This is a genomic window from Streptomyces sp. NPDC002088, from assembly GCF_040296605.1.
GTDB lineage: Bacteria > Actinomycetota > Actinomycetes > Streptomycetales > Streptomycetaceae > Streptomyces.
In genome coordinates this window covers 564,896-588,487 of record NZ_JBEOXO010000001.1, presented here as the reverse complement: position 1 = coordinate 588,487, position 23,592 = coordinate 564,896, and the positions used below count along the sequence as shown (strand labels likewise).

Annotated in this window: 23 protein-coding genes and 1 pseudogene; 11 read left to right on the top strand and 13 right to left on the bottom strand. The window is 72.3% G+C overall.

What is annotated here, in order from left to right:
- The first annotated feature begins 255 nt into the window (after positions 1-255).
- Together ABT114_RS02750 and ABT114_RS02745 are read left to right on the top strand one after the other, a co-directional pair.
- Positions 256-2,637, top strand: a complete 2,382-nt coding sequence (locus tag ABT114_RS02750; protein WP_351137783.1) for a SpoIIE family protein phosphatase — start codon at positions 256-258, stop codon at positions 2,635-2,637.
- Between the two features lie 69 nt (positions 2,638-2,706).
- Positions 2,707-3,357 carry a DUF4232 domain-containing protein gene (locus tag ABT114_RS02745; RefSeq protein WP_351137781.1) on the top strand — a complete coding sequence of 217 codons (651 nt, stop codon included), beginning with the start codon at positions 2,707-2,709 and terminating at the stop codon, positions 3,355-3,357.
- A 7-nt stretch (positions 3,358-3,364) separates the two neighbouring features.
- Here the strand turns inward: ABT114_RS02745 and ABT114_RS02740 are convergent, their stop codons facing one another.
- Positions 3,365-5,251, bottom strand: a complete 1,887-nt coding sequence (locus tag ABT114_RS02740; protein WP_502987001.1) for a ricin-type beta-trefoil lectin domain protein — start codon at positions 5,249-5,251, stop codon at positions 3,365-3,367.
- Positions 5,252-5,506: 255 nt separating this feature from the next.
- Positions 5,507-6,460, bottom strand: a complete 954-nt coding sequence (locus ABT114_RS02735; RefSeq protein WP_351137777.1) for a helix-turn-helix domain-containing protein — start codon at positions 6,458-6,460, stop codon at positions 5,507-5,509.
- Between the two features lie 104 nt (positions 6,461-6,564).
- On the opposite strand from ABT114_RS02735, the gene ABT114_RS02730 reads away from it, so the two are divergent.
- Positions 6,565-7,359 carry a phytanoyl-CoA dioxygenase family protein gene (locus tag ABT114_RS02730; protein ID WP_502987270.1) on the top strand — a complete coding sequence of 265 codons (795 nt, stop codon included), beginning with the start codon at positions 6,565-6,567 and terminating at the stop codon, positions 7,357-7,359.
- Positions 7,360-7,431: 72 nt separating this feature from the next.
- On the opposite strand, the gene ABT114_RS02725 is transcribed toward ABT114_RS02730, so the two are convergent.
- Positions 7,432-8,400 carry an aldo/keto reductase gene (locus ABT114_RS02725; RefSeq protein WP_351137773.1) on the bottom strand — a complete coding sequence of 323 codons (969 nt, stop codon included), beginning with the start codon at positions 8,398-8,400 and terminating at the stop codon, positions 7,432-7,434.
- Between the two features lie 194 nt (positions 8,401-8,594).
- Here ABT114_RS02725 and ABT114_RS02720 point away from each other — a divergent pair, with 194 nt between their 5' ends.
- The gene (locus ABT114_RS02720) at positions 8,595-9,458 is read left to right on the top strand and encodes a hypothetical protein (RefSeq protein WP_351137771.1); all 864 of its coding nucleotides are present in this window, start codon (positions 8,595-8,597) and stop codon (positions 9,456-9,458) included.
- Positions 9,459-9,618: 160 nt separating this feature from the next.
- Here ABT114_RS02720 and ABT114_RS02715 read toward each other — a convergent pair whose 3' ends face one another.
- The 4 genes from ABT114_RS02715 to ABT114_RS02700 all read right to left on the bottom strand — a co-directional run bounded on the left by ABT114_RS02715 (position 9,619) and on the right by ABT114_RS02700 (position 12,138).
- Positions 9,619-10,155, bottom strand: a complete 537-nt coding sequence (locus ABT114_RS02715; RefSeq protein ID WP_351137769.1) for a flavoprotein — start codon at positions 10,153-10,155, stop codon at positions 9,619-9,621.
- Between the two features lie 9 nt (positions 10,156-10,164).
- Complete coding sequence (locus tag ABT114_RS02710) at positions 10,165-10,623, bottom strand: nuclear transport factor 2 family protein (protein WP_351137767.1); 459 nt, start codon at positions 10,621-10,623, stop codon at positions 10,165-10,167.
- A gap of 102 nt (positions 10,624-10,725) precedes the next feature.
- Entirely contained in the window at positions 10,726-10,926 is a 201-nt protein-coding gene (locus ABT114_RS02705; RefSeq protein WP_351137765.1) for a ferredoxin, read from the bottom strand.
- A 12-nt stretch (positions 10,927-10,938) separates the two neighbouring features.
- Complete coding sequence (locus ABT114_RS02700; RefSeq protein ID WP_351137763.1) at positions 10,939-12,138, bottom strand: cytochrome P450; 1,200 nt, start codon at positions 12,136-12,138, stop codon at positions 10,939-10,941.
- Positions 12,139-12,448: 310 nt separating this feature from the next.
- Between ABT114_RS02700 and ABT114_RS02695 the strand changes: the two genes are divergently transcribed.
- Positions 12,449-13,081, top strand: coding sequence for a LysE/ArgO family amino acid transporter (locus ABT114_RS02695; RefSeq protein WP_351137761.1), 633 nt, complete (start codon positions 12,449-12,451; stop codon positions 13,079-13,081).
- 102 nt (positions 13,082-13,183) lie between these two features.
- A complete protein-coding gene (locus tag ABT114_RS02690; RefSeq protein WP_351137759.1) occupies positions 13,184-13,633 on the top strand; it encodes a nitroreductase family deazaflavin-dependent oxidoreductase in 450 nt (149 codons plus the stop codon).
- Positions 13,634-13,688: 55 nt separating this feature from the next.
- Here ABT114_RS02690 and ABT114_RS02685 read toward each other — a convergent pair.
- The 3 genes and pseudogenes from ABT114_RS02685 to ABT114_RS02675 all read right to left on the bottom strand — a co-directional run.
- A pseudogene (locus ABT114_RS02685) lies at positions 13,689-13,954 on the bottom strand (cation diffusion facilitator family transporter); the annotation flags it as partial.
- Positions 13,955-14,053: 99 nt separating this feature from the next.
- Positions 14,054-14,518, bottom strand: coding sequence for a pyridoxamine 5'-phosphate oxidase family protein (locus ABT114_RS02680; protein ID WP_351137757.1), 465 nt, complete (start codon positions 14,516-14,518; stop codon positions 14,054-14,056).
- 64 nt (positions 14,519-14,582) lie between these two features.
- Complete coding sequence (locus ABT114_RS02675) at positions 14,583-15,302, bottom strand: TetR/AcrR family transcriptional regulator (RefSeq protein ID WP_351137755.1); 720 nt, start codon at positions 15,300-15,302, stop codon at positions 14,583-14,585.
- Between the two features lie 126 nt (positions 15,303-15,428).
- Between ABT114_RS02675 and ABT114_RS02670 the strand changes: the two genes are divergently transcribed.
- From ABT114_RS02670 to ABT114_RS02655, 4 genes are all read left to right on the top strand, one after another.
- Positions 15,429-16,931 (top strand): APC family permease, encoded by a 1,503-nt coding sequence (locus tag ABT114_RS02670; protein ID WP_351137753.1) that lies wholly within the window; start codon positions 15,429-15,431, stop codon positions 16,929-16,931.
- Between the two features lie 20 nt (positions 16,932-16,951).
- A complete protein-coding gene (locus tag ABT114_RS02665; protein ID WP_351137751.1) occupies positions 16,952-18,577 on the top strand; it encodes an amidohydrolase in 1,626 nt (541 codons plus the stop codon).
- Between the two features lie 86 nt (positions 18,578-18,663).
- Positions 18,664-19,026, top strand: coding sequence for a DUF1304 domain-containing protein (locus tag ABT114_RS02660; protein ID WP_351137749.1), 363 nt, complete (start codon positions 18,664-18,666; stop codon positions 19,024-19,026).
- Positions 19,023-19,577 (top strand): TetR/AcrR family transcriptional regulator, encoded by a 555-nt coding sequence (locus ABT114_RS02655; RefSeq protein WP_351137746.1) that lies wholly within the window; start codon positions 19,023-19,025, stop codon positions 19,575-19,577. Before ABT114_RS02660 ends, ABT114_RS02655 begins: the two co-directional genes overlap by 4 nt.
- Before the next feature lie 4 nt (positions 19,578-19,581).
- Here the strand turns inward: ABT114_RS02655 and ABT114_RS02650 are convergent, their stop codons facing one another.
- Positions 19,582-20,436, bottom strand: a complete 855-nt coding sequence (locus tag ABT114_RS02650; RefSeq protein ID WP_351137744.1) for a hypothetical protein — start codon at positions 20,434-20,436, stop codon at positions 19,582-19,584.
- Positions 20,437-20,505: 69 nt separating this feature from the next.
- The gene (locus ABT114_RS02645) at positions 20,506-21,453 is read right to left on the bottom strand and encodes a GlxA family transcriptional regulator (RefSeq protein ID WP_351137742.1); all 948 of its coding nucleotides are present in this window, start codon (positions 21,451-21,453) and stop codon (positions 20,506-20,508) included.
- A gap of 71 nt (positions 21,454-21,524) precedes the next feature.
- On the opposite strand from ABT114_RS02645, the gene ABT114_RS02640 reads away from it, so the two are divergent.
- The gene (locus ABT114_RS02640; RefSeq protein WP_351137740.1) at positions 21,525-22,475 is read left to right on the top strand and encodes an NADP-dependent oxidoreductase; all 951 of its coding nucleotides are present in this window, start codon (positions 21,525-21,527) and stop codon (positions 22,473-22,475) included.
- Here the strand turns inward: ABT114_RS02640 and ABT114_RS02635 are convergent.
- A complete protein-coding gene (locus ABT114_RS02635) occupies positions 22,468-23,577 on the bottom strand; it encodes an NAD(P)-dependent alcohol dehydrogenase (protein ID WP_351137738.1) in 1,110 nt (369 codons plus the stop codon). The genes ABT114_RS02640 and ABT114_RS02635 overlap by 8 nt on opposite strands.
- Positions 23,578-23,592: the final 15 nt, after the last annotated feature.

Here is a 23,592-nt window from a genome sequence, read left to right as displayed (position 1 = left end):
TCTCCCTCATCAGGGCCCAGAAGTAATCACAACTGATCGTTAACAAACAGAATCTGACGACGGGCCATGCGCGCCCGTCAAGGGTGCGGAAGCCGTCTTCTGTCCCGGGCGCCCCGCGCGGCTCGACGGCCGGACGTCATCGTGACCGCGCGCCGTCCGGGCTCGGACCACCGTCCGCGCGGGACCGGGACGCACTAGGCTGGAAACTCAAGTGACCCACTTGTCACTGTGAGTGCGCGCGATGGAGTGGCGACGATGAGCCCGGACTATCCGTTCGACGATGCCGCGACGGCACGGGCTGTCATCGCCTGTGACGGCACGCTGACCGAGTGGAACCCGGGTGCCCGGCGGCTGCTCGGGTGGGACGCGGCCGAGGTCGTCGGCCATCCCGCCGCACGGCTGCTGGCCGACAGGAACGCGGGACCGGTGCCCGCCCCGACACAGGTGCGCTGGGACGGGACGGTCGCGCTGCGCCACCGCGACGGCCGTACGGTGTCCGTGTGGTTGCTCGCCCACCGGCGGCCGCAGGACGGCGACCCCGGTCACTGGCTCGTCGTCACCCCGCTGGAGGGCGGCGGGCCGACGGCACCGGACGACCCGCTCGCCATGGCGGCGCTGATCCAGTCCCCTTGTGCCGTCGCGGTCTACGACGAGCGGCTGCGGCTGCGCCGCGTCAACGACGCCATGGCGAAGGTGATCGGCCTGCCCGAGGAGCGCATCCAGGGCCTCAGGGCCTCCGACATCGGCGGGAAGGCGCAGAGCGCGGAGCTGGAGGAGCAGATGCTGCGGGTGCTCCTCTCCGCCCGCGCCCGGGACGTCCAGACGTACACGCGCACCGGTGGCGAGGACCGGGCGCACGCCTGGCTGACCCGGATGGCCCCGGTCACCGACACCGAGGGCCGGGTGCGGGGCGTGTGTATCACCGCCCACGACTTCACCGACAACTACCTCGCCCGCGAACGGCTGCAACTGGTCAACGAGGCGAGCATCCGCATCGGCACCACCCTCGACGTCGCGCGAACCGCCCAGGAGCTGGTGGACGTCTGCGTGCCCGCCGTCGCCGACTTCGTCAGCGTCGACCTGCTGGACCCACGGGATCCCGGCGACAAGCTGCCGGGACCGCTCACCGCTCCGATCGAACTGCGCCGGGGCGCCCACCAGTCGGTGAACCCGGGCAGCCCCGAGGCCCTGGTCAAGGCGGGGGAGGCGCACACCTACCCCGCCGGCTCGCCCCAGGTCGACTCCCTCGTGGTCGGCCGCACGATCGTCGCCTCGGTGGCGGGCGGCGACCTGGACCGGTGGCTGGCCTGGGACGAGGTGCGCGACAGATGGGTCCGGGAACACGGCGTCCACTGCATGATGTCCGTGCCGATCCAGGCCCGCGGGACGACCCTCGGCGTCGCGGTCCTCAGCCGCTTCCGGCGGCCGGACCCCTTCACGTCCGACGACGTGCTGCTGGCCGAGGAGGTGACCGCACGCGCCGCCGTCTGCATCGACAACGCCCGCCGGTTCTCCCGCGAGCGCGAAACGGCCCTCGCGCTGCAACGCAGCCTGCTCCCGCAGACCCTGCCGCGGACCGCCGCCGTGACAGCCGCTTCCCGCTACCTACCGGCCGCCCGGGCCGGGGTGGGCGGCGACTGGTTCGACGTGATCCCGCTGTCCGGCATGCGGGTCGCCATGGTCGTCGGGGACGTCGTCGGCCACGGTGTCCAGGCCTCGGCCACCATGGGCCGACTGCGCACCGCCGTGCGCACCCTCGCGGACATCGACCTGGCCCCCGACGAGCTGCTCACCCACCTCGACGACCTGGTCCTGCGGCTGTCCGAGGAGACGGGCGGCGACGGCAGCCCCGGCGAGGTCGGCGCCACCTGTCTGTACGCGGTGTACGACCCGGTGTCCCGCCGCTGCACGCTCGCCCGGGCCGGGCATCCGCCGCCGGTGATGCTGCCGCCGGGCGGCGCGCCGGAGCAGGTCGACCTGCCCGGGGGTCCGCCGCTGGGTCTGGGCGGGCTGCCCTTCGAGTCGACCGAGCTGCACCTGGCCGAGGGCACCGTGCTCGCCTTCTACACGGACGGGCTGATCGAGTCCCGCGAACGCGATGTGGACGTCGGCCACCGTCTGCTCGTCGATGCCCTGGCGGCCCACACGGGCTCCCTGGAGGTGACCTGCGACCGGATCCTGCACGCGCTGCGCCCGGCGGGCGGGGCCGCCGACGACGTCGCCCTGCTGGTCGCCCGCACCCAGGAACTGCCCGCCTCCCAGGTCGCGACCTGGGACATCCCGGCCGACCCGGCGATCGTCGCCCCGATCCGCAAACAGGTCGTCGAGCAGCTCGCCACCTGGGGATTGTCGGAGGCGGCGTTCACCACCGAGCTGGTGGTGAGCGAGCTGGTCACCAACGCCATCCGGTACGGCTCCCAGCCGATCCGGCTGCGGCTGATCCACGACGCGACCACAATGATCTGCGAGGTCTCCGACACCAGTCACACGGCCCCGCACCTGCGCCGCGCGAAGACCTGGGACGAGGGCGGCCGGGGACTGCTGCTGGTCGCCCAGCTCACCCAGCGCTGGGGCAGCCGGCACACCGCCCACGGCAAGACGATCTGGGCGGAGCTGGCACTGTTCGACGAGGAGTGAGTCCCGGCCGATCCGGGCACCCTCCTCCCGCGACCGCATCGGACTCGCACGAGAGGGCACCCGATCCACATGTCACAGTCCAAGAGCCCCTCCGCCGCGCTGCTGTGCGCGGTCGCGCTGCTGAGCCTGGCAACCGCCTGCGCCGGCGCTGACAGCACGGCGGCCACGCATACGCCCCGGCCGCCGACCGGCACGGCGAGCAGCGCGCAGCAGCCGACGACGACGAGCACCACGGCGATCACCACGGCGAGTACGACGCGGAGTGCGACCGGTGGCCGTACGACCAGCGGCGCCGACGCCACCCGCTGTCACACCTCGGAACTGCGCGCCTCGGTCGGCCGCAACAACCCGGGAGCCGGGCAGGAGAACTTCCCGATCGTCCTCACCAACGTCTCCTCCAGCGCCTGTACGCTGTACGGCTTCCCGGGCGCCGCGTTCGTGGACGCCTCCGGCAAGCAGCTGGGACCGGACCCGAAGCGCGCGTCCGACTCCTCCCCCATGACCGTCACGCTGGCGCCGGGCCGCAGCGCCTGGGCCGGGCTGACGTTCACCAATCCGGAGGTCAGCGAGGCGCGCACGGCCACTCCGGCCTCGCTGGTCGTCACCCCGCCGGACGAACGGGACCCGCTCATGGTGGGCTGGACGGGCGGGAAGGTCCCCGTGGCCGGCAACGCGTCGTCGGTGTTCCTGACGACGTTCAGCTCCGGGACCGGCGCCTGAGGGCAGGTCAGCGGCGGCCGCTCCCGTTTCCGCCGTCTCCGTCTCCGTATCCGTAGCCGCCATTGCCGTTGCCGTCGTACTGGCCGTTCCACGAGCAGGAGTACGGGTAGTACGAGCACGGGTTCGTGGTCGTGGCCGAGCTCGTCGGCGTCGGAGTCGGCGTCGGCGTCGAGCGGGTCGCGGACGGCGTGAGGGTCGGGGACTTCTTCGGGGTCGGGGTGGGCGCGGGGACCTGCGAGGTCTCCGCGTCCCAGTTGACGGCCTCCATCTGGGGGTCGGGTTCGGAGGTGTCGATCACCCAGCGCTGGGCGGCGGTGTCGGTGCGGTTCTTCAGGACCAGGGCGCCGGATCCGTCGGTGGCGGCGGGGCTGAGGGCCAGGTTCTGGTCGGAGCGGGGCACCAGGGTGCCTTGGAGGGTGAAGTCGTAGCGGACGCTCTTCGCCCCCGGCGCGGACTCGCCGACACACGGGGCGAGCCGCACCGAATAGCCGAGATGGGAGTCGAGGCACAGGTCGGGGGCCGCGACGCTGCGCAGCAGTCCGTCGGTCTCGTACGACCACTGCTGGCTCGCCGCGGAGGAGCAGGTGGCGAGCTCGGTCTCGGAGCCCTCGACGGTCTTCTTGCCGACGACGGCGATACAGAGCCCGGACGCGACGTTGTGGAGCCGGCCCTGCAGTGTGCCCTGTGTCTCCTCCCCGGCGCCCACCCACGACGGGGCGGCGGTCGACGAGCCGCCCGCGCCGGAGCCGGTGGCCTCGGCGGCACCGCCGGTCGCCTTGGTGGTCCCGTCCCCGGAGCCGAGGGTGGACCACAGGACCAGCGGAAGGACGATCAGACCGCCGACGGTCAGGACGGCGGCGGTGAGGTTGCGGCGGCGGGCCGCCCTGGCCCGCTGGGCGGCCCGGCGGGTACCCCTGCGCGGGGCGGTGCCGGTCCTGGGCTCCGTCGCCGCGAAGGACTCCCCCGCGATGGCCGGGGATCCCGCCGGCTGCTCCTGGACCGCGGTGTCCTCGGCCGCTTCCGGGCCGGCCACCCGTGACTCGACGTAGGCGCGGGCACCCCAGCCGAGCACGCCTTCGGCCAGGGCGAGGCCGAGCCCCGCGTTGAACGCGGCCAGCTGGTCGGCCGTGTCGCGGCAGTGCCTGCACCGGTCCAGATGCCTGCGCAGATCGGGGTCGACGTCGGCGCCGCCGCGCCGGTAGGTGACGTCCAGCAGCCGCAGGTACTGCCGGCACTCCTGCTCGGGCGCGAGCTCCTGGTGGAGCTGGAGGCACTCCTCGCGCATCCGCTCGTGTCCTCGGCGCAGCGCGACGCGTGCGCCCTCCTCGTCCAGGCCGAGCAGCGCGGCCGGTGCGGTCAGCGCCTCGGCCTCGACCTCGGTGTGCCACACCAGACACCGGGCCGACGCGGACAGCCGCTGGAACGCCCGGGACAGCAGGCGCCTGTTCGCCGGCGGCAGCAACCGGGCGGCCGCGCGATTGCTGTCGTCGGACCCGGAGCGCAGTGCGGGGTGGAGCAGATCGCGTCTGCCGTCGGTGTCCCACTCGGCCGCGATGCGGCGCACGGTGACGAGCAGACGCGGCCGCCAGGCGGCGGTCGGCCCGTCCTGCCGCAGGGATTCGCCGAACAGCCTGGTGAATGACGCGGTGGTGAGCATGCCCGCGGCCCGCACACCGTCGGTGCACAGGCGGGCGTAGGCGAAGGCCGCTTCCCAGTGCCGGTCCAGCAGTTCGCCGACGGGATACAGCGCGGGTGACGCCCCCGTCCACTGCTTCAGCTCTGCGCTCAGCTGCGCATCCGTCGCATCCAACGGATGCGCGGGACCCGGGGAATTCGTCGGGCCTGCCTCATACACGGCTGCATTCCTCCCAGGGACCTGCGACATAAAGTCCATACCAAGTGGTAATGCGACCCCGCCGACAGGACGGCGGAGCCCCGAACGCAAGCGTTCGGCATCTCGGGCGTCCGCCGGGGGCAGCTCTTTTGAAGCGTGGGGGGTGGACGGGAGTGGCGTCGTGCGTACAGCAGAGGGAAATTCCTTGTCTGCACGCTGACAAGTCACACCATTGCACAGGCCTGGGAGAAGGAACAAGCGATCTCGCGTTTTTGTGCATTGCACACCTCTGGCAACTAATTGACGGAATGTCAATCACGGCCGCTCAGCGGATTGCGCTCCTTTCGGAACAGTAATTGCGGCGCGCATTTCCGCCCGGTACGCGCCGGGTGGGATGCCGTGGCGTTCACGGAACACCCGGTTGAAGTGGAAGGGGCTGGCGAAGCCCGAGGCCGCGGCGACGCGCTCCACGGACAGGTCGGTGCTCTCCAGCAGCCGGGCGGCGTGACCCAGCCGCGCCTCGCGCAGTGCCCGCATGGGTGACTGGCCGAGTTGCCGGGTGAAAAGGTGCGCGAACCGGGAGGGCGAGAGTGCCACGCTCCGCGCGAGCGAGCGGACGGTATGCGGGAAACCCGGGTCGGCGGCCATCGACTCCTGGGCACGGCGCACCCGTTCATCGACACCCGACGAGTCCGTGGGAGTGCGCGCCGCGGCCGTGGTGAGCAGGACGACCTCCTCCAGCGAGCACAGGGCGAGTTCCCTGGCGGCGCTGCCGTGCGCCACGGCGACCCGGTCGTCCGCGGGGGTGGGACCGGGCGGTGCGCCGGAGCCGGTCCAGCGGGCGTCGGCGAGCATGCGGCCGAACGCCGCCTCGACCCGGCCGTGCAGGGCGCCCGGGACGGGCGTGACGACGTACATGCCGTCTCCGGCGTCGTACGGGCGCAGCCACGCCGTCCAGGACGGCCGGGCCTGGCAGTGCGCCCACCAGAACCGCCAGTTCCCTGCGCCCGGTCCGACCCCGTAGCCGTGCCGGACCCCCGGCGCCAGCACCACCAGGTCTCCGACTCCCGCCCGCGCCTCGATGCCACCCTGGTGCAGTCGGCCGTGCCCGCCCGTCGTCCAGGTGAACAGCCAGCTGTCGGAGCCGCGCGGCCGGTGGACGGCGTACCCCGCGGGCTGGTCGAAGTGGCCGACCACCACCAGGCCGGGCGGCGGGGACGGATCGCCGGGCGCAGCAGTCCCGGGCAATGCGTCAGCGTTCACGGGCATCCTCCGTCGGGGCGCGTCGCCCTAGCGTGATGGCCACAGAACACCGAAGCCGAGGAGATTCTGTGACATCCACCAAGAGCAGCCAGACGCAAGCCGCTCACATCCTGACGGAGGCCGAGCTCGACCGGTACCGGGAGGACGGGTTCACCGTCGTACGCGGGCTGTTCGGGTACGACGAGATCGACCGGCTGCGCGAGAGGTTCGCGGCGCTGCACGCGGCCGGCCCCGTGCCCGGCCACTTCGAGCCCCGCCCGGCCGTGCCCGGCGAACCGGCCGATCCGCTGAGCGCGTATCCGAGGGTGATGCAGCCGCACGAGATCGACGGAGCGGCGCTGGACACGCTCCTGGACGCACGGCTGCGCACCGTCCTGGAGACCCTGCTGGGCGAGGAGGTGCTGGCCGCGCAGAGCATGTTCTACTTCAAGCCGCCGGGGGCCCGGGGGCAGGCGCTGCACCAGGACAACTTCTATCTGCGGGTCGAGCCGGGCACGTGTGTGGCGGCGTGGATCGCCTGCGACGTGATCGACCCGGACAACGGCGGTCTGGAGGTCGTGCCAGGCACGCACCGGATGGATCTGTTCTGCCCGGAGGAGGCGGACGAACTGGTGTCGTTCGCACGGGAGTACGTACCACCGCCGCCCGGACTGGCGGCCGTACCGGTGGACATGGCGCCGGGCGACGTCCTGTTCTTCAACGGCAGCCTGGTGCACGGCTCGCAGCCGAACCGCACCGCCGACCGGTTCCGGCGGTCGTTCATCGGCCACTACGTCGGCCGCTCGACGGAGCGCATCGGGGGCTACTACCGCACGCTGTCGATGACCGGCGACCAGGTCCCGCTGCCGGAGAGCGAGGGCGCGGGTCCGTGCGGCACGGAGTTCGCGCCGCACGGACCCCACTGATCTCACTCGCCGCTCAGGGCCGTCAGGGGCCGTCACCGTCGTCGAGCGGTCGTCAGCGGTCGTCAGCGGTCGTCAGTGGCCGGCGACGGGGTGCGGGGCGTAGGGCTCCTGGAGCTCCTCGATCTCCTTGTCGCTCAGCTCCAGTCCGACGGCGGCCGCCGCGTCCTCGATGTGCTGCGGCTTGGCGGCACCGACGATGGGCGCGGCCACCGTGTCCTGGTGCAGCAGCCAGGCGAGGGCGACCTGCGCGCGCGGGACACCGCGTTCGCCCGCGATACGGGTGACGGCCTCGACGATGCCGCGGTCGCCCTCCAGGTAAAGGGTGCTGCCGAAGTTGTCGGTGGTGCTGCGCGAGGTGACGGTGCCCCAGTCGCGGGTGAGCCGGCCGCGGGCGAGCGGGCTCCAGGGCAGCACACCGACGCCCTGGTCCGCGCACAGCGGCAGCATCTCGCGCTCCTCCTCGCGGTAGAGGAGGTTGTAGTGGTTCTGCATGGAGACGAACTTGGTCCAGCCATGCCGTTCGGCGGTGTACTGGGCCTTGGAGAACTGCCAGGCGTACATCGAACTCGCGCCGATGTAGCGGACCTTGCCCGCCTTCACCAGGTCGTGCAACGCCTCCATCGTCTCCTCGACGGGGGTGTTCGGGTCCCAGCGGTGGATCTGGTAGAGGTCGACGTAGTCGGTGCCGAGGCGGCTGAGGCTGTGGTCGATCTCGGCCATGATCGCCTTGCGGGAGAGGCCGCCCCCGTTGGGCCCGGCATGCATCCGGCCGTGCACCTTCGTCGCCAGCACGATCTCGTCGCGGCGGGCGAAGTCGCGCAGCGCCTTGCCGACGATCTCCTCGCTCGTGCCGTCGGAGTAGACGTTGGCGGTGTCGAAGAAGTTGATCCCGGCGTCCAGCGCCTGCCGGATCAGCGGGCGCGAGGCCTCCTCGTCGAGCGTCCACTCGTGCACGCCCCGGTCGGGCAGTCCGTAGGTCATGCAGCCCAGACAGATCCGCGACACGTCCAGACCCGTCGAACCGAGCTTCACGTACTGCATCGTGGCTGCTCCTGCCTTCGGTAGGGGGATACCAGGAGGAAGCGTACGTCGTCGCCCGAGGGGCCGCCCCGGGCGTTGCGTTGCTGCCCGCAGGTGACCGCGCGGCGTGGGAGCGGCCGGGCGGCGGTCCGCTCCCGCATCCTCGGCGCAGGTGACCGGCGCGCGGCCGGTCGGCTGCGCACGGGAGGAACTCGGTGCCCACACGTCTGGCCAGGCTCAGGCCCCTTGCGGGGGCGGCCGTACTGCCCCTCGCCCTGGTGTCGCCCGCGTGGGGCCGGTCGGGTCCGCCGCACACGGCTCCGGCGGCGGACGGGCCGTCGACGCTCTGCGCACCCGCGGGAGTCCTGCAGGGCGAGCACGGACAGCGCGCCGTCGTCAGCCTGTGCGCGAGCAGCGGCACTCCGACGATGGGCGTCTCCGCCTCGGCGACATGCCGCCGCCACACGCCGCCCGACGCGCGGTACGCCTGTCTGACATCGGGCACGTGGACCGCCCGGCGCGACGGCCGCACGGTCGCCTCCGGCACGCTCCCCGGCCCGGGGCCCTACCCCGGCCCCGGCACCTACGCCATCGAGGCCACCGTGCACGTTCGTTCGGCGCCCGCGGGCGTCGATCTGCAGGGCACCGTCCGCGCCGCGCTGACACTCACCGCCCCCGAGCCCACGCCCACGCACCGCATCGAGGTCGACCGGCGGACCCTGCGGCCGGGGGCCACGACCACGCTGACGTACACGGTCCATCGCAACAGCGACGAAGGCGACGGCAGCGCGCGCTTCGGACTCATCGGCGAGGAGGGTTCGGGAGTGGAGCTGACCACGGCCGACGCCCGCTGCGTCAATCCGCTGATCGGCCGTCACCCGTCGCGGACGAGGCTGAAGCACTCGCTGGACTGCGCGCTCACCGACCTCCAGCCGGGTCACCCGTCGACCGTGGTGGTCCGGGTGTCGCTCAAGTCCGCCTGCTCCACGGTCGTCTCCAAGCTCGGCTACTGGATGCCGCAGGGACAGGCGCTGTACACCGGAGGTGTCGTGGCGGGGCCGACCGTGGGCTGCGGCTGAGCGCTCCGCTGGCAGCGCGATGACGAACCCGCGGTCCGGTGGGGGCTGGTCGCGCCCATGCGGCGGAGCCGCATGTAGACACGGCCCCGCGCCCCTTACGGGGCGCGATACCGCACCGGACTTCGTCAAGGCTGCTCAGACCCGACCCCGTGGGCTGTGGCTAGACCCCGTCCAGCAGGTCCAGCGCCCGCGCCCAGCCGAACTCGGGCCGCTCACCGTCCGCCCCCGCCCCGCCGGCGTACGGATCCCCGAAGCGGACGCCCATCCCGCGCAGGCGTATGAGGCTGTCCCCGTAGGCGGGGTGGGTGGCCAGGGTGTCGGACACGCAGGGCAGGACGGCGATCGGGACGCCCAGGCCGGGGGCCTCGCACAGGGTGGCCAGGGCGAGGGTGTCGGCGATGCCGGCCGCCCACTTGTTGACGGTGTTGAAGGTGGCGGGCGCGACGACCACGGCGTCCGGGGGCGGGAAGGGGCGCGGCTCGCCCGGCCTGCGCCAGGCGGAGCGGATGGGGCGGCCGGTCTGGGCCTCGACGGCGCCGGTGTCGAAGAACCCGTTCAGCGCCGCCGTGGGCGTGGCGAACACGCCGACCTCCCAGTCCCGTTCCTGCGCGGCGGTGATCAGTTTGCTGACGTCGACGGCGATCCCGGCGGCGCAGACGACGACGTAGAGGAAAGGCTTCCCGTCCTGTTCGGTCACCCGGGCAGGCTACTGAACCGGGAACGAACGCCCGCGTTCGGCATCGGGCCGCGGTCCGAGGATGCGGCGGTCCTGCTCCTCGATCGGCACGTCGTTGATGCTGGCCTCGCGCCGGGTCATCAGCCCGTGCTCGTCGAACTCCCAGAGTTCGTTGCCGTACGACCGCCACCACTGGCCGTCGGTGTCCCGGGACTCGTACTGGAAGCGGACCGCGATGCGGTTGCCGTCGAACGCCCACAGGTCCTTGCGCAGGGCGTAGTCGAGTTCGCGCCGCCACTTGGCGGTGAGGAACTCGACGATCTCGTCGCGGCCGGTGACGAAGGTGCCGCGATTGCGCCAGACGGAGTTCTCGGAGTAGGCGAGCGCCACCTTGTGCGGATCGCGGGTGTTCCAGGCGTCCTCGGCGGCCTGGACCTTCTGCTCGGCGGTGTGGCGGGTGAAGGGCGGCAGGGGCGGGCGGGCGGCCATGGTCTTCCTCCTGGGCGGCACACAGAGGGAGAACGGGCGTTCTCCGGACGACTGCCGACGTAGGAGATCGCTCCTTCTCCCGTCGACCGGCTCGGGCGGCGGTCAGTCCGCCGGGTCCGACAGCGTGATGGCGCCGACCGGGCAGGCTTTGACGGCCACCCGCACCATCGGGTCGCCGGCGCCGTCCTCCTTGCCGGGCAGCAGGGTGCTGAAGCCGTCGTCGTCCTGGGTGAAGACGCCGGGAGCGGCCAGGGCGCACTGGCCCGCTCCGATACAGACGTCCTTGTCGATGTCGATGCGCATGACCGGAGCCTCTTACCAGGTCACGGGGAGTTCCAACATCCCCTGGATCGTGTCACCGGGTTTGAAGGGAATCTCGTCCGCCGGGGCGGCGAGGCGCAGGCCGGGCAGCCGGTCGAAGAGGGTCCGCAGGGCGATCTCCAGTTCGGCGCGGGCCAGGTTCTGGCCCAGGCACTGATGGATGCCGAAGCCGAACGCGACGTGGTGACGGGCGGAGCGTTCGAAGTCCAGTATGTCCGGTTCGGGGTAGGCGGTCTCGTCGCGGTTGATGACCGAGGTCGAGAAGAGCACGCCGTCGCCGGCCCGGATCGTCGTCCCGGCCACCTCGATGTCCTCGACGGCCTGCCGCAGCAGCCCGTCGGCGATCGACAGCATCCGCATCAGCTCCTCGACGGCGGCGGGCAGCAGCGCGGGGTCGGCGCGCAGTTCGGCCAGCCGTCCGGGGTGCCGCAGCAGGGTGTAGGTGCCGAGCGAGATCATGTTGGCGGTCGTCTCGTGGCCCGCGACCAGCAGGATGATCCCCAGGGCGATCAGCTCCTCGCGGTCCACCGCGCCGTCGCTCAGCTGCTGGTGGACGAGGTCGTCGAGCACGCCGGGGCCTGGGGGCTCCTTCTGTTTGCGGTCGATCAGGTCGCCGAGATACGCCTCGAGCCGTTCGCGGCCGTCCAGCACGTCGGCGACCTCGGGGCCACGCAGCAGCCGGCGCGACTGCTCCTCGAAGAAGTCGTGGTCGGCGTACGGGACGCCGAGCAGCGCACAGATCACCGTCGACGGCACGGGCAGCGCGAAGGCCTTCACCAGTTCGGCGGGCGGCCCCTGCGCGATCATCGCGTCGATCCGTTCGTCGACGATCCGCTGGATGTCGGGCCGCAGTGCGGCGGCGCGTCTGACCGTGAAGCTGGGGACCAGCATCCGCCGCTGGGTGTGGTGTTGCGGGTCGTCGACGCCCAGCAGGGCGGTCCTGCGGTCGCGGACGGCCGCGAAGCGCGGGGTCGTCGCGGGGAAGCCGGGCCGGGTGCGGTCGGTCGACAGGCGCGGGTCGGCCAGCAGCGTGCGGGCGAGGCCGTGGCCGGTGACCAGCCAGGCCTGACGGCCGTCGTAGAGGGTGACGCGGGCCAGTGGCCGGTCGGCGCGCAAGGGGTCGTAGGCCGTGGGCGGGTGATAGGGGCAGCTGCGGTCCTGGGGGAAGGCGACGGGTTCCGAGAGTTCCGTCATGGGAGACCTCACAGACGAAGGATGCGTCGTGCCGATCTTCATTAGATGACCCAGGCATCCATGGGGCGACGCAGAGCTCGGCCAGATCGGCGAATGGGGCAATCTGGCCGGAATGCTGCCCTCCGCTCGGTTGGTTCGGGGCCCGGTGCGCGCGACCACCTCTTAATTCGGTTGCCGCGGGGAGCCACGCCCTCCAGTATCTCGCCATGCCTACGACCGATGCCTTTCTGCCGCCGACGCCCGCCGCCGTTCTTCCGGTCCGCGTCCAGCAGCAGCCCGGCCGCCCCCGGAGGCCCGATTCCGCCCGGTCGTGACGGCCGCGCTCGTCGCGGGCCTGGTAGCGGGCTACGGTATCGCCGTACCCGTCGGCGCGGTCGCGACCTATCTCGTCTCCCTCACCGCCCGCACCTCACTGCGCACCGGCGCCTGCGCCGCGCTCGGCGTGGCGAGCGCCGACGGGCTCTACGCCCTCCTGGCCACACTCGGCGGCTCCGCCCTGGCCGCCGCGCTGCGGCCGGTGCTGGGGCCGCTGCGCTGGGCCTCCGCACTGGTGCTGATCGCGCTGGCGGTACGCAGCGCGATCACAGCGGTGCGCCGGTACCGGGGCCACCGGCTCGCCACCCGCTCCGACCCGCCGCCACCGAGCCCCGCCCGGGCCTATCTGGGGCTGCTCGGCATCACCCTGCTCAACCCCACCACCGTGATCTACTTCGCCGCGCTCGTCCTCGGTGCCGGTACGGCGCAGACCGTACGCCCCCTGGAACAAGGCGTGTTCGTCCTGGCGGCCTTCGCCGCGTCCGCGAGCTGGCAGTTGCTGATCGCCGGGGGCGGCGCGTTGCTCGGCCGGGCGCTGACGGGACACCGGGGGCGGCTGGTGACGGCGCTCGCGTCCAGCGGGGTGATGGCCGCGCTGGCCGCGCGGATGCTGGTGGCGCCCGGGTAAGGCTGATCTGCACCGTGCACCGCGACCCGGGACGAATGCCGGACGTTGCGGTGTTGAAGTACGGTGCGATCAGCCGTACGACGCGACGATGGGACGAATGCCATGCCGCTTGAGGGCGAGTACGAACCCAGCCCGACGCAGTGGGTACGTGAACAGGTGGAGCTGTACGAGAGCTCCGGAGGCACCAAGGGGACGACCCTGCGGGACACGGGACTGCCCGTCATCCTGCTGACGACGCGGGGCGTGAAGAGCGGCAAGCTCCGCAAGACGCCGCTGATGCGTGTCGAGCACGACGGACGCTATGCCGCGGTCGCGTCTCTGGGCGGGGCACCCAAGCACCCTGTCTGGTACCACAACGTCAAGGCCGATCCTCATGTGGAACTTCAGGACGGGCCGGCCAAGCAGGACATGACGGCCCGCGAGGTGACCGGCGAGGAGAAGGCAGGGTGGTGGAAGCGCGCCGTCGCCGCCTTCCCGCCGTACGCGGACTACCAGGAGAAGACGGACCGCGAGATCCCGGTCTTCGTCCTCGAACCGGCCGACGGAAAATGAGCGAAATATTTCCCACCCGGGATGCATGAACCGGCGTCCGCCGGGCACCCGGATCTCAGGCCCCGCCGCGCTCCCCCGTCGCGGCGGGGCTTTGTCCTGCCTCCTGTGCGCGCCGGTCGGTCACATCGAGGAAGCGGCCACCAGGGTCGACTCCAGGCCCGTCATCATCGTGAACAGTGCCTCCACGCTGTCGATCTCGGGCTGCGCCGCCGGCAGCGCACGCAGTTCCGGGTCGGCGGCCTCCCCGATGAGCTGGTCACGCGCCTCGCGGCCGAGCACGTGGGCGACGAGGACCAGCAGCGCCCCGATCGCGATCGACGCCCGCTTTCACCAGTGCCCTGTCTCCTCCGCAGGGATTGCGGGCGCGGGGCGTGTCTGCCCCGCCGCCCTGTACCTTGCGGATATCCCGGCCCGGCGGATTCAGTCGGCCACCAGCCACTTCCCGTCTCGCATCAGGTCCCGCCCCTCCAGCTCGTTCGCCTCGCGCCAGGCCTGCACGCGCTCGGGGCGGACCCGGAAGTACAGGTACGGCGTGGCGAGTTGGCGCGGGTCGAAGCCGGTCTTGCCCGCGAAGATCTCGGCGTCCTCCTCGGGCAGGTCCGCGGGTGGCACCGTCAGGACGCTGCCCTCGACGATCACCACGTCGCGGGTGGGGCCGATGCCGAGCCGCGCCCGGCCCGTGGCCCGCAGGTTGCGGCCGGTGGGGCTGGCCTCCGGGGTGGCGATCAGCAGGGTCGCGCCGTCCCAGAAGAAGGAGAGCGGGACCAGGTACGGGATCCCTCCGGCCTCATCGGCCGTGGCGACCCATGCGTCCTCGTCGTGTTCCAGTCGGTGCAGGGTGTCGTGCTTGCGCTGCTTGGCGGGGCGTGCGGGTGGTGGGGTCATCGTCGAGGGCCTCCCGGCGGGATGTCGTACTGCGCTGACGGTCGCACGTCTCCCAGTGTGACCGTCAGCCGCCCGCCCGCGCACTGATCTCCGCCAGGCGCGCCGCCGCCGCGCTCAGCAGGAGGTCCAGCGCGGCCGGGTAGGAGCTGTGCCGCATGGTGGCCACGAGGTGGCGGGCCGTGGCGGCGATGTGCGGGTGGGTGCCGGCGGGCAGCCGGGCGTACGTCGCCCGCCACACGGCCGCCTCCGCCTCGCGCGCGGCCTGCGGCAGCGCCCTGTTCGCGGAGTCGAGGGCGCTGAAGGCCAGGGTCTGGTCGACGAAGGCGTGGTAGATCCGCACCGCCTCCTCGTCGGGGAAGCCGGCCCCGCGCAGCACCCCGAGGATGGCCTCCACGGCCTGGATCTCATGGACACGCCCGGTCACGCGGTAGGAACTCAGCACCGCCGCCCGTGGATGCGCGAGGGCACCCGCGTGCATCCTGAGGCCCAGGTCGCGCAGGTCCGCCCGCCAGTCGCCGGTGGGGTGCCAGGCGCGCAGGGTACGGCCGATGAGCTCGTCGGCGATGGCGAGCATCAGGTCGTCGGTGTGCCGGAAGTAGCGGTACAGGGAGCTGGGATCGGCGCCCAGGGCCCGGCCGAGGCGGCGGACCGAGAGGGCGTCGGCGCCGTGCTCCTCGATCAGTCTGAGGGCGGTCGCGACGATCAGCTCCGTGGAGAGGACGACGCCCTGTTTGGTGGGGCGTCTGCGCCGCCGGGCGGCGGGCGGGACGACGCGGTCGGTCATGGACTGCCTCCCTGGGCCGGTAGCGGGCACCTTATGACAACACCGTTGACCTGTTAAGTCCCCGGCCAGTTTCATGTGCGTTCACCAGGGCCGACCAGGCCCCCCGGTGCGAGCGGAGTACTGGCCATGAACGACAAGCCCTACGGCGCCGCCCCTCCCGCGCGGCCCGCGCTGCGCAAGTCCCTCGGCGTCCTGGACGGCGTCGCCATCGCCGCGTCCAGTACGGCGGCGACCACCAGCATCGGCATCGGCCTCGGCGTCACGGCCGGGGTGGTCGGTCTGCATCTGCCGGCGGTCATGCTGCTGGCGTTCCTGCCGATCCTGGGGATCGCGGGCGCTTACTCCCGGCTGAACCGCGTCGAGCCGAACGCGGGCAACGGCTATGTGTGGGTGGGGCGTTCGCTGACGCCGTGGCTCGGCTTCCTGGTCGGCTGGGTGAACATCGTGGCCACGGTGGCGTTCCTCGCGTACACCACGGCGGTCACCGGGTCGGCGGTCCTCCAGCTGGCCGGGGAGGCCGGGGTGCACCGGGTGGGCGGGCTGACCCTGGACCCGGGCTCGACGGCACAGACGACGGCGGTCGGGATCGTGGTACTGGCCGCGGTCACCCTGACCGCCGTCACCGGCATCCGTACGGCGGCACGGCTCCAGACCGGGCTGCTGGTCTTCGAGTACGTCGTACTGCTCGGGTTCTGCGGCTACGGCATCGTCACCGGTCCGCACGCCTTTAGCCTGAGCTGGTTCGATCCCTTCGCCGTCCCGTCGGCTTCGGCGCTCGCCCAGGGGCTGCTGCTGTCGGTGTTCTGCTACTGGGGCTTCGAGGCCGCCTTCAGCGTCAACGAGGAGGTGCGCGACCCGCGGGACGCCTCGCGCGCCGGACTCATCACCCTGGTGACGATGCTGGTGCTGTTCCTGCTCGGCTCGGTTGCCTTCCAACGCGTGCTGTCGGAAAATGAGTTGGCGGGCCACGGCGCCGAGGGGCTGGCGTTCTTCGGCGACCGGCTGGCCGCGCAGCCGCTGGCCGCTTTGCCGCTGGTGGCCCTGATGTTCTCGGCTGTCGCCTCGTTGCAGGCCGGGGTGATTCCCACGGCCCGGGCGATGTTCGCGATGAGCCGGGACCGTACGCTCGGGCCGGTGTGGTCCAGGGTCAGCTCCCGGTACGGGACTCCGGCGGCCGGGACGCTGCTGATCGGCGCGCTGGCCACGGCGGTGGCGGCGCTCGCCCTGGTCATCCCGCGACTCGCCGACATGATCATGGCGACGGTGAACGCCGTGGGCATCGTCGTCGCGCTGTCGTACGCGCTCACCGCGCTCGCCGCGGCCGTGCGCTTCCGCGGCCTGCTCCGCGAGGACTGGCGGCAGGGCGTGCGCGCGGTGGTGCTGCCCGCGCTGAGTGCCGCCGCCCTGCTCGGTCTCGGCGGATATCTCGGCTGGTCGTTCTACACCTCCGCCGACCATCTCGAACTCAGCGCGGACAACGGGTGGTTCCTGCTGCTCGTGCCGCTGGTGATGATCGCGTCCGGGTTCGCGGCCGCCGTCTGGGCGAAGTTCGTGCGCAGGTCGCCGTACTTCCGCACGGGCGAGGGCACCGACGCCGACGCGCCCCGGCTCCTGGCCACACCTCGATAGTCCCGACAAGGAAACGGAACATGCACGCTGACCTCCTTTTCACCGGCGGCCCCGTCCTCACCCCCGAAGGCCGCACGGCGACCGCCGCGGCCGTCACCGGTGACCGCATCACCGCCGTCGGACACGCCGAGGCGCACGACCTCGCCGGCCCCCGGACGGAGGTGGTCGACCTCGCCGGCCGGCTGCTGCTGCCCGGCTTCCAGGACGCGCATGTCCATCCGGTGCCGGCGGGACTCGAGCTCTCCCAGTGCGACCTCACCGGGACCCGGACCGCCGACGACACCCTGGCCGCCGTACGGGCCTACGCGCAGGCGCATCCGGAGCGGGAGTGGATCCTCGGCGGCGGCTGGTCGATGGAGGCGTTCGAGGGCGGTATGCCGACGAAGGAACTCCTGGACGCGGCCGTCCCCGACCGGCCCGTCTACCTGCCCAACCGTGACCACCACGGCGCCTGGGTCAACAGCCGCGCCCTCGCGCTGGCCGGAGTCACCCGGGACACCCCTGATCCGGCCGACGGACGCATCGAGCGGGACGCCTCCGGCGAACCGAGCGGGACGCTGCAGGAGGGGGCGATGCAGCTGGTCGGGCGGCTCGCACCGCCGGCCACGTCGGCCGACCGGCTGGCCGCGCTGCTGCACGCTCAGCGGGCCCTGCACGCACTCGGCATCACGGCCTGGCAGGACGCGCTCGTCGGGGACTTCCTCGGCATGGACGACCCGTCCGAGGCGTATCGGACGGCGGCCCGCGACGGCTCGCTGACCGCGCGTGTCGTCGGCGCCCTGTGGTGGGACCGCGAGCGCGGCGCCGAGCAGATCCCCGAACTCGTCGAGCGGCGGGCCGCGTTGAGCCACGGCCGGTTCCGTGCGAGCACCGTGAAGCTGATGCTGGACGGGGTCGCCGAGAACGGCACCGCCGCGCTGCTGGACCCGTATCTGGACCGATGCGGCTGCGCCACCGCCAACCGGGGCACCAGCTTCGTCGATGCCTCACGCCTACCCCAATACGTCACCGAGTTGGACGCGCTCGGCTTCCAGTGCCACTTCCACGCGCTCGGCGACCGGGCCGTACGCGACGCCCTGGACGCGGTCGAGGCCGCGCGCGCCACGAACGGGCCGAGCGACACCCGGCCGCATCTGGCACACCTCCAGGTCGTGCACCCCGACGACGTGCCACGCTTCGCCCGGCTGGGCGCCACCGCCAACATCCAGCCACTGTGGGCGGCGCACGAGCCGCAGATGGACCAGCTGACGATTCCCTTCCTCGGGCCCGAACGGGCCGTGTGGCAGTACCCGTTCGGCGCGCTGCTGCGCTCGGGTGCCACCCTCGCGGCGGGCAGCGACTGGCCGGTCAGCAGCCCGGACCCGCTCCAGGGCATCCATGTCGCGGTCAACCGGGTCGAACCAGGCGGCTCCGGCCCGGTGTTCCTGCCCGGCGAGCGCATCGCACTGGCAGAGGCGCTCACGGCGTACACGGCCGGATCGGCGTACGTGAACCACCTCGACGACACCGGCCGGGTGCGCGTGGGGGCCCTGGCCGACCTCGTGGTGCTGGACCGCGATCCGTTCGCCGGGCCGCCGGAGGCGATCGCGGAGACGGGCGTGGCGCTGACGTATGTGGGGGGCGAGCGGGTGTACGCGGCGGACTAGAGGGGTTCGAAGCGAGGGGCCCCGAGTCACGGTTTCCCAGACACCTGTCCATGTACAGTGGACACCTGTCCAAGAAGGGGGAGGGTATGGAGACCGTCGCGAACGTGCTGGTGGGCCTGGTGGCCGCGCTACACGCGTACATCCTGGTGCTGGAGATGTTCCTGTGGCAGAAGAAGCCGGGGCGGGGGCTGCACGGGTTCGACGCGGAGATGGCCCGGGCGACCGCGCCGCTGGCCGCGAACCAGGGGCTCTACAACGGGTTTCTGGCGGCGGGGCTGGTGTGGGGACTGATCGCGGCGGATCCGACCGGCTTCCGTGTGCAGGTCTTCTTCCTGTGCTGCGTCGTGGTCGCGGGTGTGTACGGATCGGTCACCGCGAACCGCCGGATCCTCTTCGCGCAGGCCCTGCCCGGCGCGCTCGCCCTGGCCGCCGTCCTCGTCGCGCAGTGACGCCGGACGACCCGCGGGCCGCCCGGACCCGGGCGAAGCTGCGGCAGGCGCTGCTGGAGGAGTGCGCCGAGCGGCCGCTGGAGGAGGTCGGCGTGGCCGCGCTGGTGCGACGGGCCGGCGTCGGCCGGGCCACGTTCTACGTGCACTACGCCGACCTGGAGGCACTGGCCGTCGACACCTGCGCCGATGTCGTACGGGACGCCGTGGAGGCACTGCACGCGTGGCGCGGGCGGCCCGACCCGGTGTCCGCGCCGCCCGCGCTCCGCACGTTCTTCGCCGAGCTGGCCCCGCGCGCCGCCCTCTACCGCGCTCTCCTGAGCCCGGGCGGCGGCGGCCCGCTCGGTCTCGTGCTGCACCGGGATCTGCGCGCCCGCAGCCTGGCCGAGCGCACCTTGGTCGGCGCCCCGGACGCCCCGCTCGTCGCCTCCGCGGTGGCCGCCACCTTCGCGGGGGTCCTCGCCGACTGGCTGCACGGGGTGCTGGAGGGCACCCCGCAGGAGATCGCCGATCAGGTCTGGCAGCTGCTCGTCGCCCTGCACATGAGCCGCTGACGCCTCACATACAGCCCACTCCGTCCTTCGTGGCGGGCCATGCCTCCACCCCGTCGGGGGTGCGGACGTAGGCCGTCGCCTTGTCGGCCGCCAGCCACAGTTCCCAGTCGTGGAAGTGGTAGCCGGTGTCATGGGCGTCGGCCGGCATACGGACGTCTCCGTCGTACGGGGCGGTGAGCGACTCGGTCCCGAGCACCCCCTGCGGGTCGCGCACGTACTGCCTGCCCTTCTCGCCCTGTCCCAGGCCGAGGAAGTGCGCGCTCTCCCAGTCGCAGTGCTCCGGACCCACGGAGCTGCTCACGACGGAGGTGGGCACCCGGTTGCCGTCACGGTCGAGCCAGATCTCGTACCCCTTCGAGTCGGTGTAGCTCGCCGGGAATTCGGCCGGGTCGCAGGAGGCGCTGGTCTCCGGGCCCCAGCCGGGGCGGTTCGGCTGGTCCTTGGCCACCACGACGGCGACCTTGGTCCTGCCCTTGACGTCGTACGAGAACAGGACACGGTCTTCTTCCTTGCGCTCCACCCGGTAGCCGCTTTCCGGCACCTCGGGCTGATACATGTTGAAGTAGGCGTTCAGGCCCTCTTCCGGCGTCTTGCCGCCGTCACCCTTGCTCCACCCATCGCCCCCGGTGCCCTCGTAGATCCCGTGGTCGCATTCCAGCGCCTGGCCGGCCGAGCCCGAACTCTGCTCTGCCTCGCGCGGACTGCCGTCGGCGCTCTCCTTGAACGGCAGATCCAGCCGCCCGGCGTACGGTGTGGCCGGGGGCGTGCCGGTGACGACGAGGTCGTCGCGCATCCCGTCGCCGCACCCCACCGCCGTCAGACCGACCAGCACCACCGTCGCCACGATCCCCTTGCGCATCCCCACCCCTGTTCCTCCGACTCGCGTGTGCCCTCCTACGACGCACGAGTGGCCGGGATCGTTCGGTGGTCAGCGGGTCGCCTGGAACGTCCGCCGGTACGCCTGCGGTGAGACCCCGATCGCCGCGTGCAGATGCTGACGCAGAGAGGCGCCCGTGGCGAAGCCGACACGGCCCGCGATCTGGTCCACGGACAGGTCGCTGGACTCCAGCAGGTGCCGGGCCCGCGCGACACGCTGCTGGATCAGCCAGCGGCCCGGGCTGAGGCCCACCTCGTCGTGGAAGCGGCGGGCGAAGGTACGCAGGCTCATCCGGGCGTGGCCGGCCAGGTCGGCGAGAGTGAGGGTGTCGTCGAGGCGTTCGAGGGCCCAGGCGCGGGTGGCGGCCGTGCCGGCGGAACCGGACGCGGGCACGGGCTGCTCGATGTACTGGGCCTGGCCGCCGTCCCGGAACGGCGGGACCACGCAGCGCCGGGCGACCGTGTTGGCCAGTTCGCTGCCGTGGTCGGTGCGCACGATGTGCAGACAGATGTCGACGCCGGAGGCGGCTCCGGCCGAGGTCAGGATGCGGCCGTCCTCGACGAACAAGACGTCGGGGTCCAGGGCCACGTGCGGGTACATGCGCCGGAACGCGTCGGCCAGCTGCCAGTGCGTGGTCGCCTTCCGGCCGTCCAGGAGTCCGGCCGCGGCGAGCACGAAGGCGCCGGTGCAGATGGAGACGATGCGGGCGTCGGGCCGGATGTGCGCGAGGGCTGCCACGACCTCGTCCGGGAGGTCGGCGGCGACCCGGGACGGCGAGACGGGGGTGATCACCACCGTATCGGCCGTGGCGAGCACCTCGGGCCCGTGCTCGACCGTGATCGCGAAGTCCGCGTTGGTGCGCACCGGACGTCCGTCGACGGTGCAGGTCAGCACCTCGTACCGGCCGTCGGCCGCGCCGAGGATCCGGCTGGGGATGCCCAGTTCGAAGGGATAGACGCCGTCCAGCGCCAGGACCACGACCCGTTCCACATGCTGCATGGCACGATCTTATCGAAGGTTGGCAATCGTGCCATGTTCTCGGCGGGCGGCCCCCGGCACGCTGGGACACCATGAACACTGTGAAGAACACGATGCGCGCTGTCAGCCAGGACGTCCTGGGTGGTCCCGAGGTCCTGAAGGTCGTGGAACTGGAGCGGCCGGAGCCGCGGCCCAACGAGGTGCTGGTCCGGGTACGCGCCGCCGGACTCAACCCGACCGACTGGAAGCACCGCGCCACAGGCGGCTTCCTCGGCAAGCCGCCGTTCGTCCTCGGCTGGGACGTCTCCGGCGTGGTCGAGGCCGTGGGGATCGGCGTCGCCCGGTTCGCGCCCGGGGACGAGGTCTTCGGCATGCTGTCGTACCCGTTCGGCCACGGCTCGCACGCCGAGTACGTCGCCGCCCCGGCCCGCGTCTTCGCCCTCAAGCCCGCCGGGGTGGACCACACGCAGGCGGGCGCGCTGCCGCTGGTGTCGCTGACCGCGTGGCAGGCCCTGGTGGAGACGGCGGAGCTGCGGCCCGGGCAGCGGGTACTGATCCACGCGGCGGCGGGCGGGGTCGGGCACGTGGCCGTGCAGATCGCCAAGGCGAGGGGCGCGTACGTGATCGGCACGGCGAGTGCCGGGAAGCACGAGTTCCTGCGGGGGCTCGGCGTGGACGAGGCGATCGACTACCGCGAGACCGACTTCGCCGAGGCCGTGAAGGACGTCGACGTCGTGCTGGACACGATCGGCGGCGACTACTCGTTGCGCTCGCTGCGCGTGCTGCGCCCCGGCGGGGTCGTGGTCTCGATCCTGCCGGTGGGCTCGCAGGACTTCTACGCGGAGGCCGAGCGGCTCGGCGTACGGGCGGTGCGCATGCTCGTCGACGCGGACCGCACCGGAATGCAGGCGATCGCGGAGCTGGTCGAGGAGGGCAAGGTGCGTGCGACGATCGCGGGGACGTTCCCGCTGGCCGACGCCGCCCAGGCCCACGCGCTCGGCGACACCGGCCGGACCACGGGGAAGCTGGTGCTGACTATCTGAACGTGAGCACGGGCTTGATCGCCTTGCCCGCGCTCATGTCCCGCACCGCCCGGTCGATGTCCGTGAACGGATAGGTGCTGATCAGGCGGTGCAGCGGGAGCCGGCCTTCGCGCACCATGCGGACCAGGGCGGGGATGAAGGTCTGTGTCTCGCTGTCGCCGAGGGTCAGGCCGACGATCCGCTTGCCCGCGAGCAGCCCGTTGACGTCCAGGGAGACCTCGGTGCCGAACGCCGGGGCGCCGACGACGACCAGTGTGCCGCGTACCGCGAGCGCGTCCACGCCCTGGCGCAGTACGGCGACATTGCCGGTCGTCTCGACGACGCCGTCGGCGCCCCGGCCGCCGGTGAGGTCCGCGATCGCCTCGACGAGGTTCGTCTCGCCGGCGTCGACGGTGTGGGTGGCGCCCAACTCCTTGGCCAGCGACAGTCGTTCGCCGACCCTGTCGATGGCGATGACCGTGGTGGCCGGGGTGAGGGCGGCGGCCATCACGGCCGACAGGCCGACGGCTCCGGCGCCGAGGACGACGAGGGTGCTGCCCGTGTCCGGCTTCAGCACGTTCCAGACGGCGCCGACCCCGGTCTGCACTCCGCAGCCCAGCGGAGCGATCGACTCCAGTGGTACGTCCGGGTCGACCTTCACGAGGCTGCGCTCGTCCGCCAGGGCCCGCTCGGCGAACGAGGACTGCCCGAAGAAGTGGCCGCCGAGCGGCTCTCCGCCCCGGCTGATCGTGTGGGTGCCGTCGGCCCTGCGGCCGCCGATCAGGTTGAGGGGCAGCCAGGTCGCGCAGTACGCCGGGTGGCCCCCACGGCAGGTGCGGCAGTCGCCGCAGGACGTGAAGGACAGCACCACATGGTCGCCGGGCGCCACCCCGGTGACGGCGGAGCCGACGGCCTCGATGACCCCCGCTCCCTCGTGACCGAGGACTCCGGGGAGCGGGAAGGGCAGTCCGCCGCTCGCCACGCCGAGGTCGGTGTGACACAGGCCGGTCGCCGCCATCCGGACGACCGCCTCGTGCGGGCCGGGGTCCGCGAGGACGACCTCGGACAGGGTGAAGGGCGCTCCCCCGGACTCGACCACGGCGGCGCGGGTGGTGATGGGCATCTGATGAACTCCTTG

Excerpts from the sequence above, each read along its gene's own strand:
- ABT114_RS02750 (WP_351137783.1), top strand. The coding sequence starts at position 256 with ATGAGCCCGGACTATCCGTTCGACGATGCCGCGACGGCACGGGCTGTC.
- ABT114_RS02745 (WP_351137781.1), top strand. The coding sequence starts at position 2,707 with ATGTCACAGTCCAAGAGCCCCTCCGCCGCGCTGCTGTGCGCGGTCGCG.
- ABT114_RS02740 (WP_502987001.1), bottom strand. The coding sequence starts at position 5,251 with ATGGACTTTATGTCGCAGGTCCCTGGGAGGAATGCAGCCGTGTATGAG.
- ABT114_RS02735 (WP_351137777.1), bottom strand. The coding sequence starts at position 6,460 with ATGCCCGTGAACGCTGACGCATTGCCCGGGACTGCTGCGCCCGGCGAT.
- ABT114_RS02725 (WP_351137773.1), bottom strand. The coding sequence starts at position 8,400 with ATGCAGTACGTGAAGCTCGGTTCGACGGGTCTGGACGTGTCGCGGATC.
- ABT114_RS02710 (WP_351137767.1), bottom strand. The coding sequence starts at position 10,623 with ATGGCCGCCCGCCCGCCCCTGCCGCCCTTCACCCGCCACACCGCCGAG.
- ABT114_RS02705 (WP_351137765.1), bottom strand. The coding sequence starts at position 10,926 with ATGCGCATCGACATCGACAAGGACGTCTGTATCGGAGCGGGCCAGTGC.
- ABT114_RS02700 (WP_351137763.1), bottom strand. The coding sequence starts at position 12,138 with ATGACGGAACTCTCGGAACCCGTCGCCTTCCCCCAGGACCGCAGCTGC.
- ABT114_RS02690 (WP_351137759.1), top strand. The coding sequence starts at position 13,184 with ATGCCGCTTGAGGGCGAGTACGAACCCAGCCCGACGCAGTGGGTACGT.
- ABT114_RS02680 (WP_351137757.1), bottom strand. The coding sequence starts at position 14,518 with ATGACCCCACCACCCGCACGCCCCGCCAAGCAGCGCAAGCACGACACC.
- ABT114_RS02675 (WP_351137755.1), bottom strand. The coding sequence starts at position 15,302 with ATGACCGACCGCGTCGTCCCGCCCGCCGCCCGGCGGCGCAGACGCCCC.
- ABT114_RS02670 (WP_351137753.1), top strand. The coding sequence starts at position 15,429 with ATGAACGACAAGCCCTACGGCGCCGCCCCTCCCGCGCGGCCCGCGCTG.
- ABT114_RS02665 (WP_351137751.1), top strand. The coding sequence starts at position 16,952 with ATGCACGCTGACCTCCTTTTCACCGGCGGCCCCGTCCTCACCCCCGAA.
- ABT114_RS02660 (WP_351137749.1), top strand. The coding sequence starts at position 18,664 with ATGGAGACCGTCGCGAACGTGCTGGTGGGCCTGGTGGCCGCGCTACAC.
- ABT114_RS02650 (WP_351137744.1), bottom strand. The coding sequence starts at position 20,436 with ATGCGCAAGGGGATCGTGGCGACGGTGGTGCTGGTCGGTCTGACGGCG.
- ABT114_RS02645 (WP_351137742.1), bottom strand. The coding sequence starts at position 21,453 with ATGCAGCATGTGGAACGGGTCGTGGTCCTGGCGCTGGACGGCGTCTAT.
- ABT114_RS02640 (WP_351137740.1), top strand. The coding sequence starts at position 21,525 with ATGAACACTGTGAAGAACACGATGCGCGCTGTCAGCCAGGACGTCCTG.
- ABT114_RS02635 (WP_351137738.1), bottom strand. The coding sequence starts at position 23,577 with ATGCCCATCACCACCCGCGCCGCCGTGGTCGAGTCCGGGGGAGCGCCC.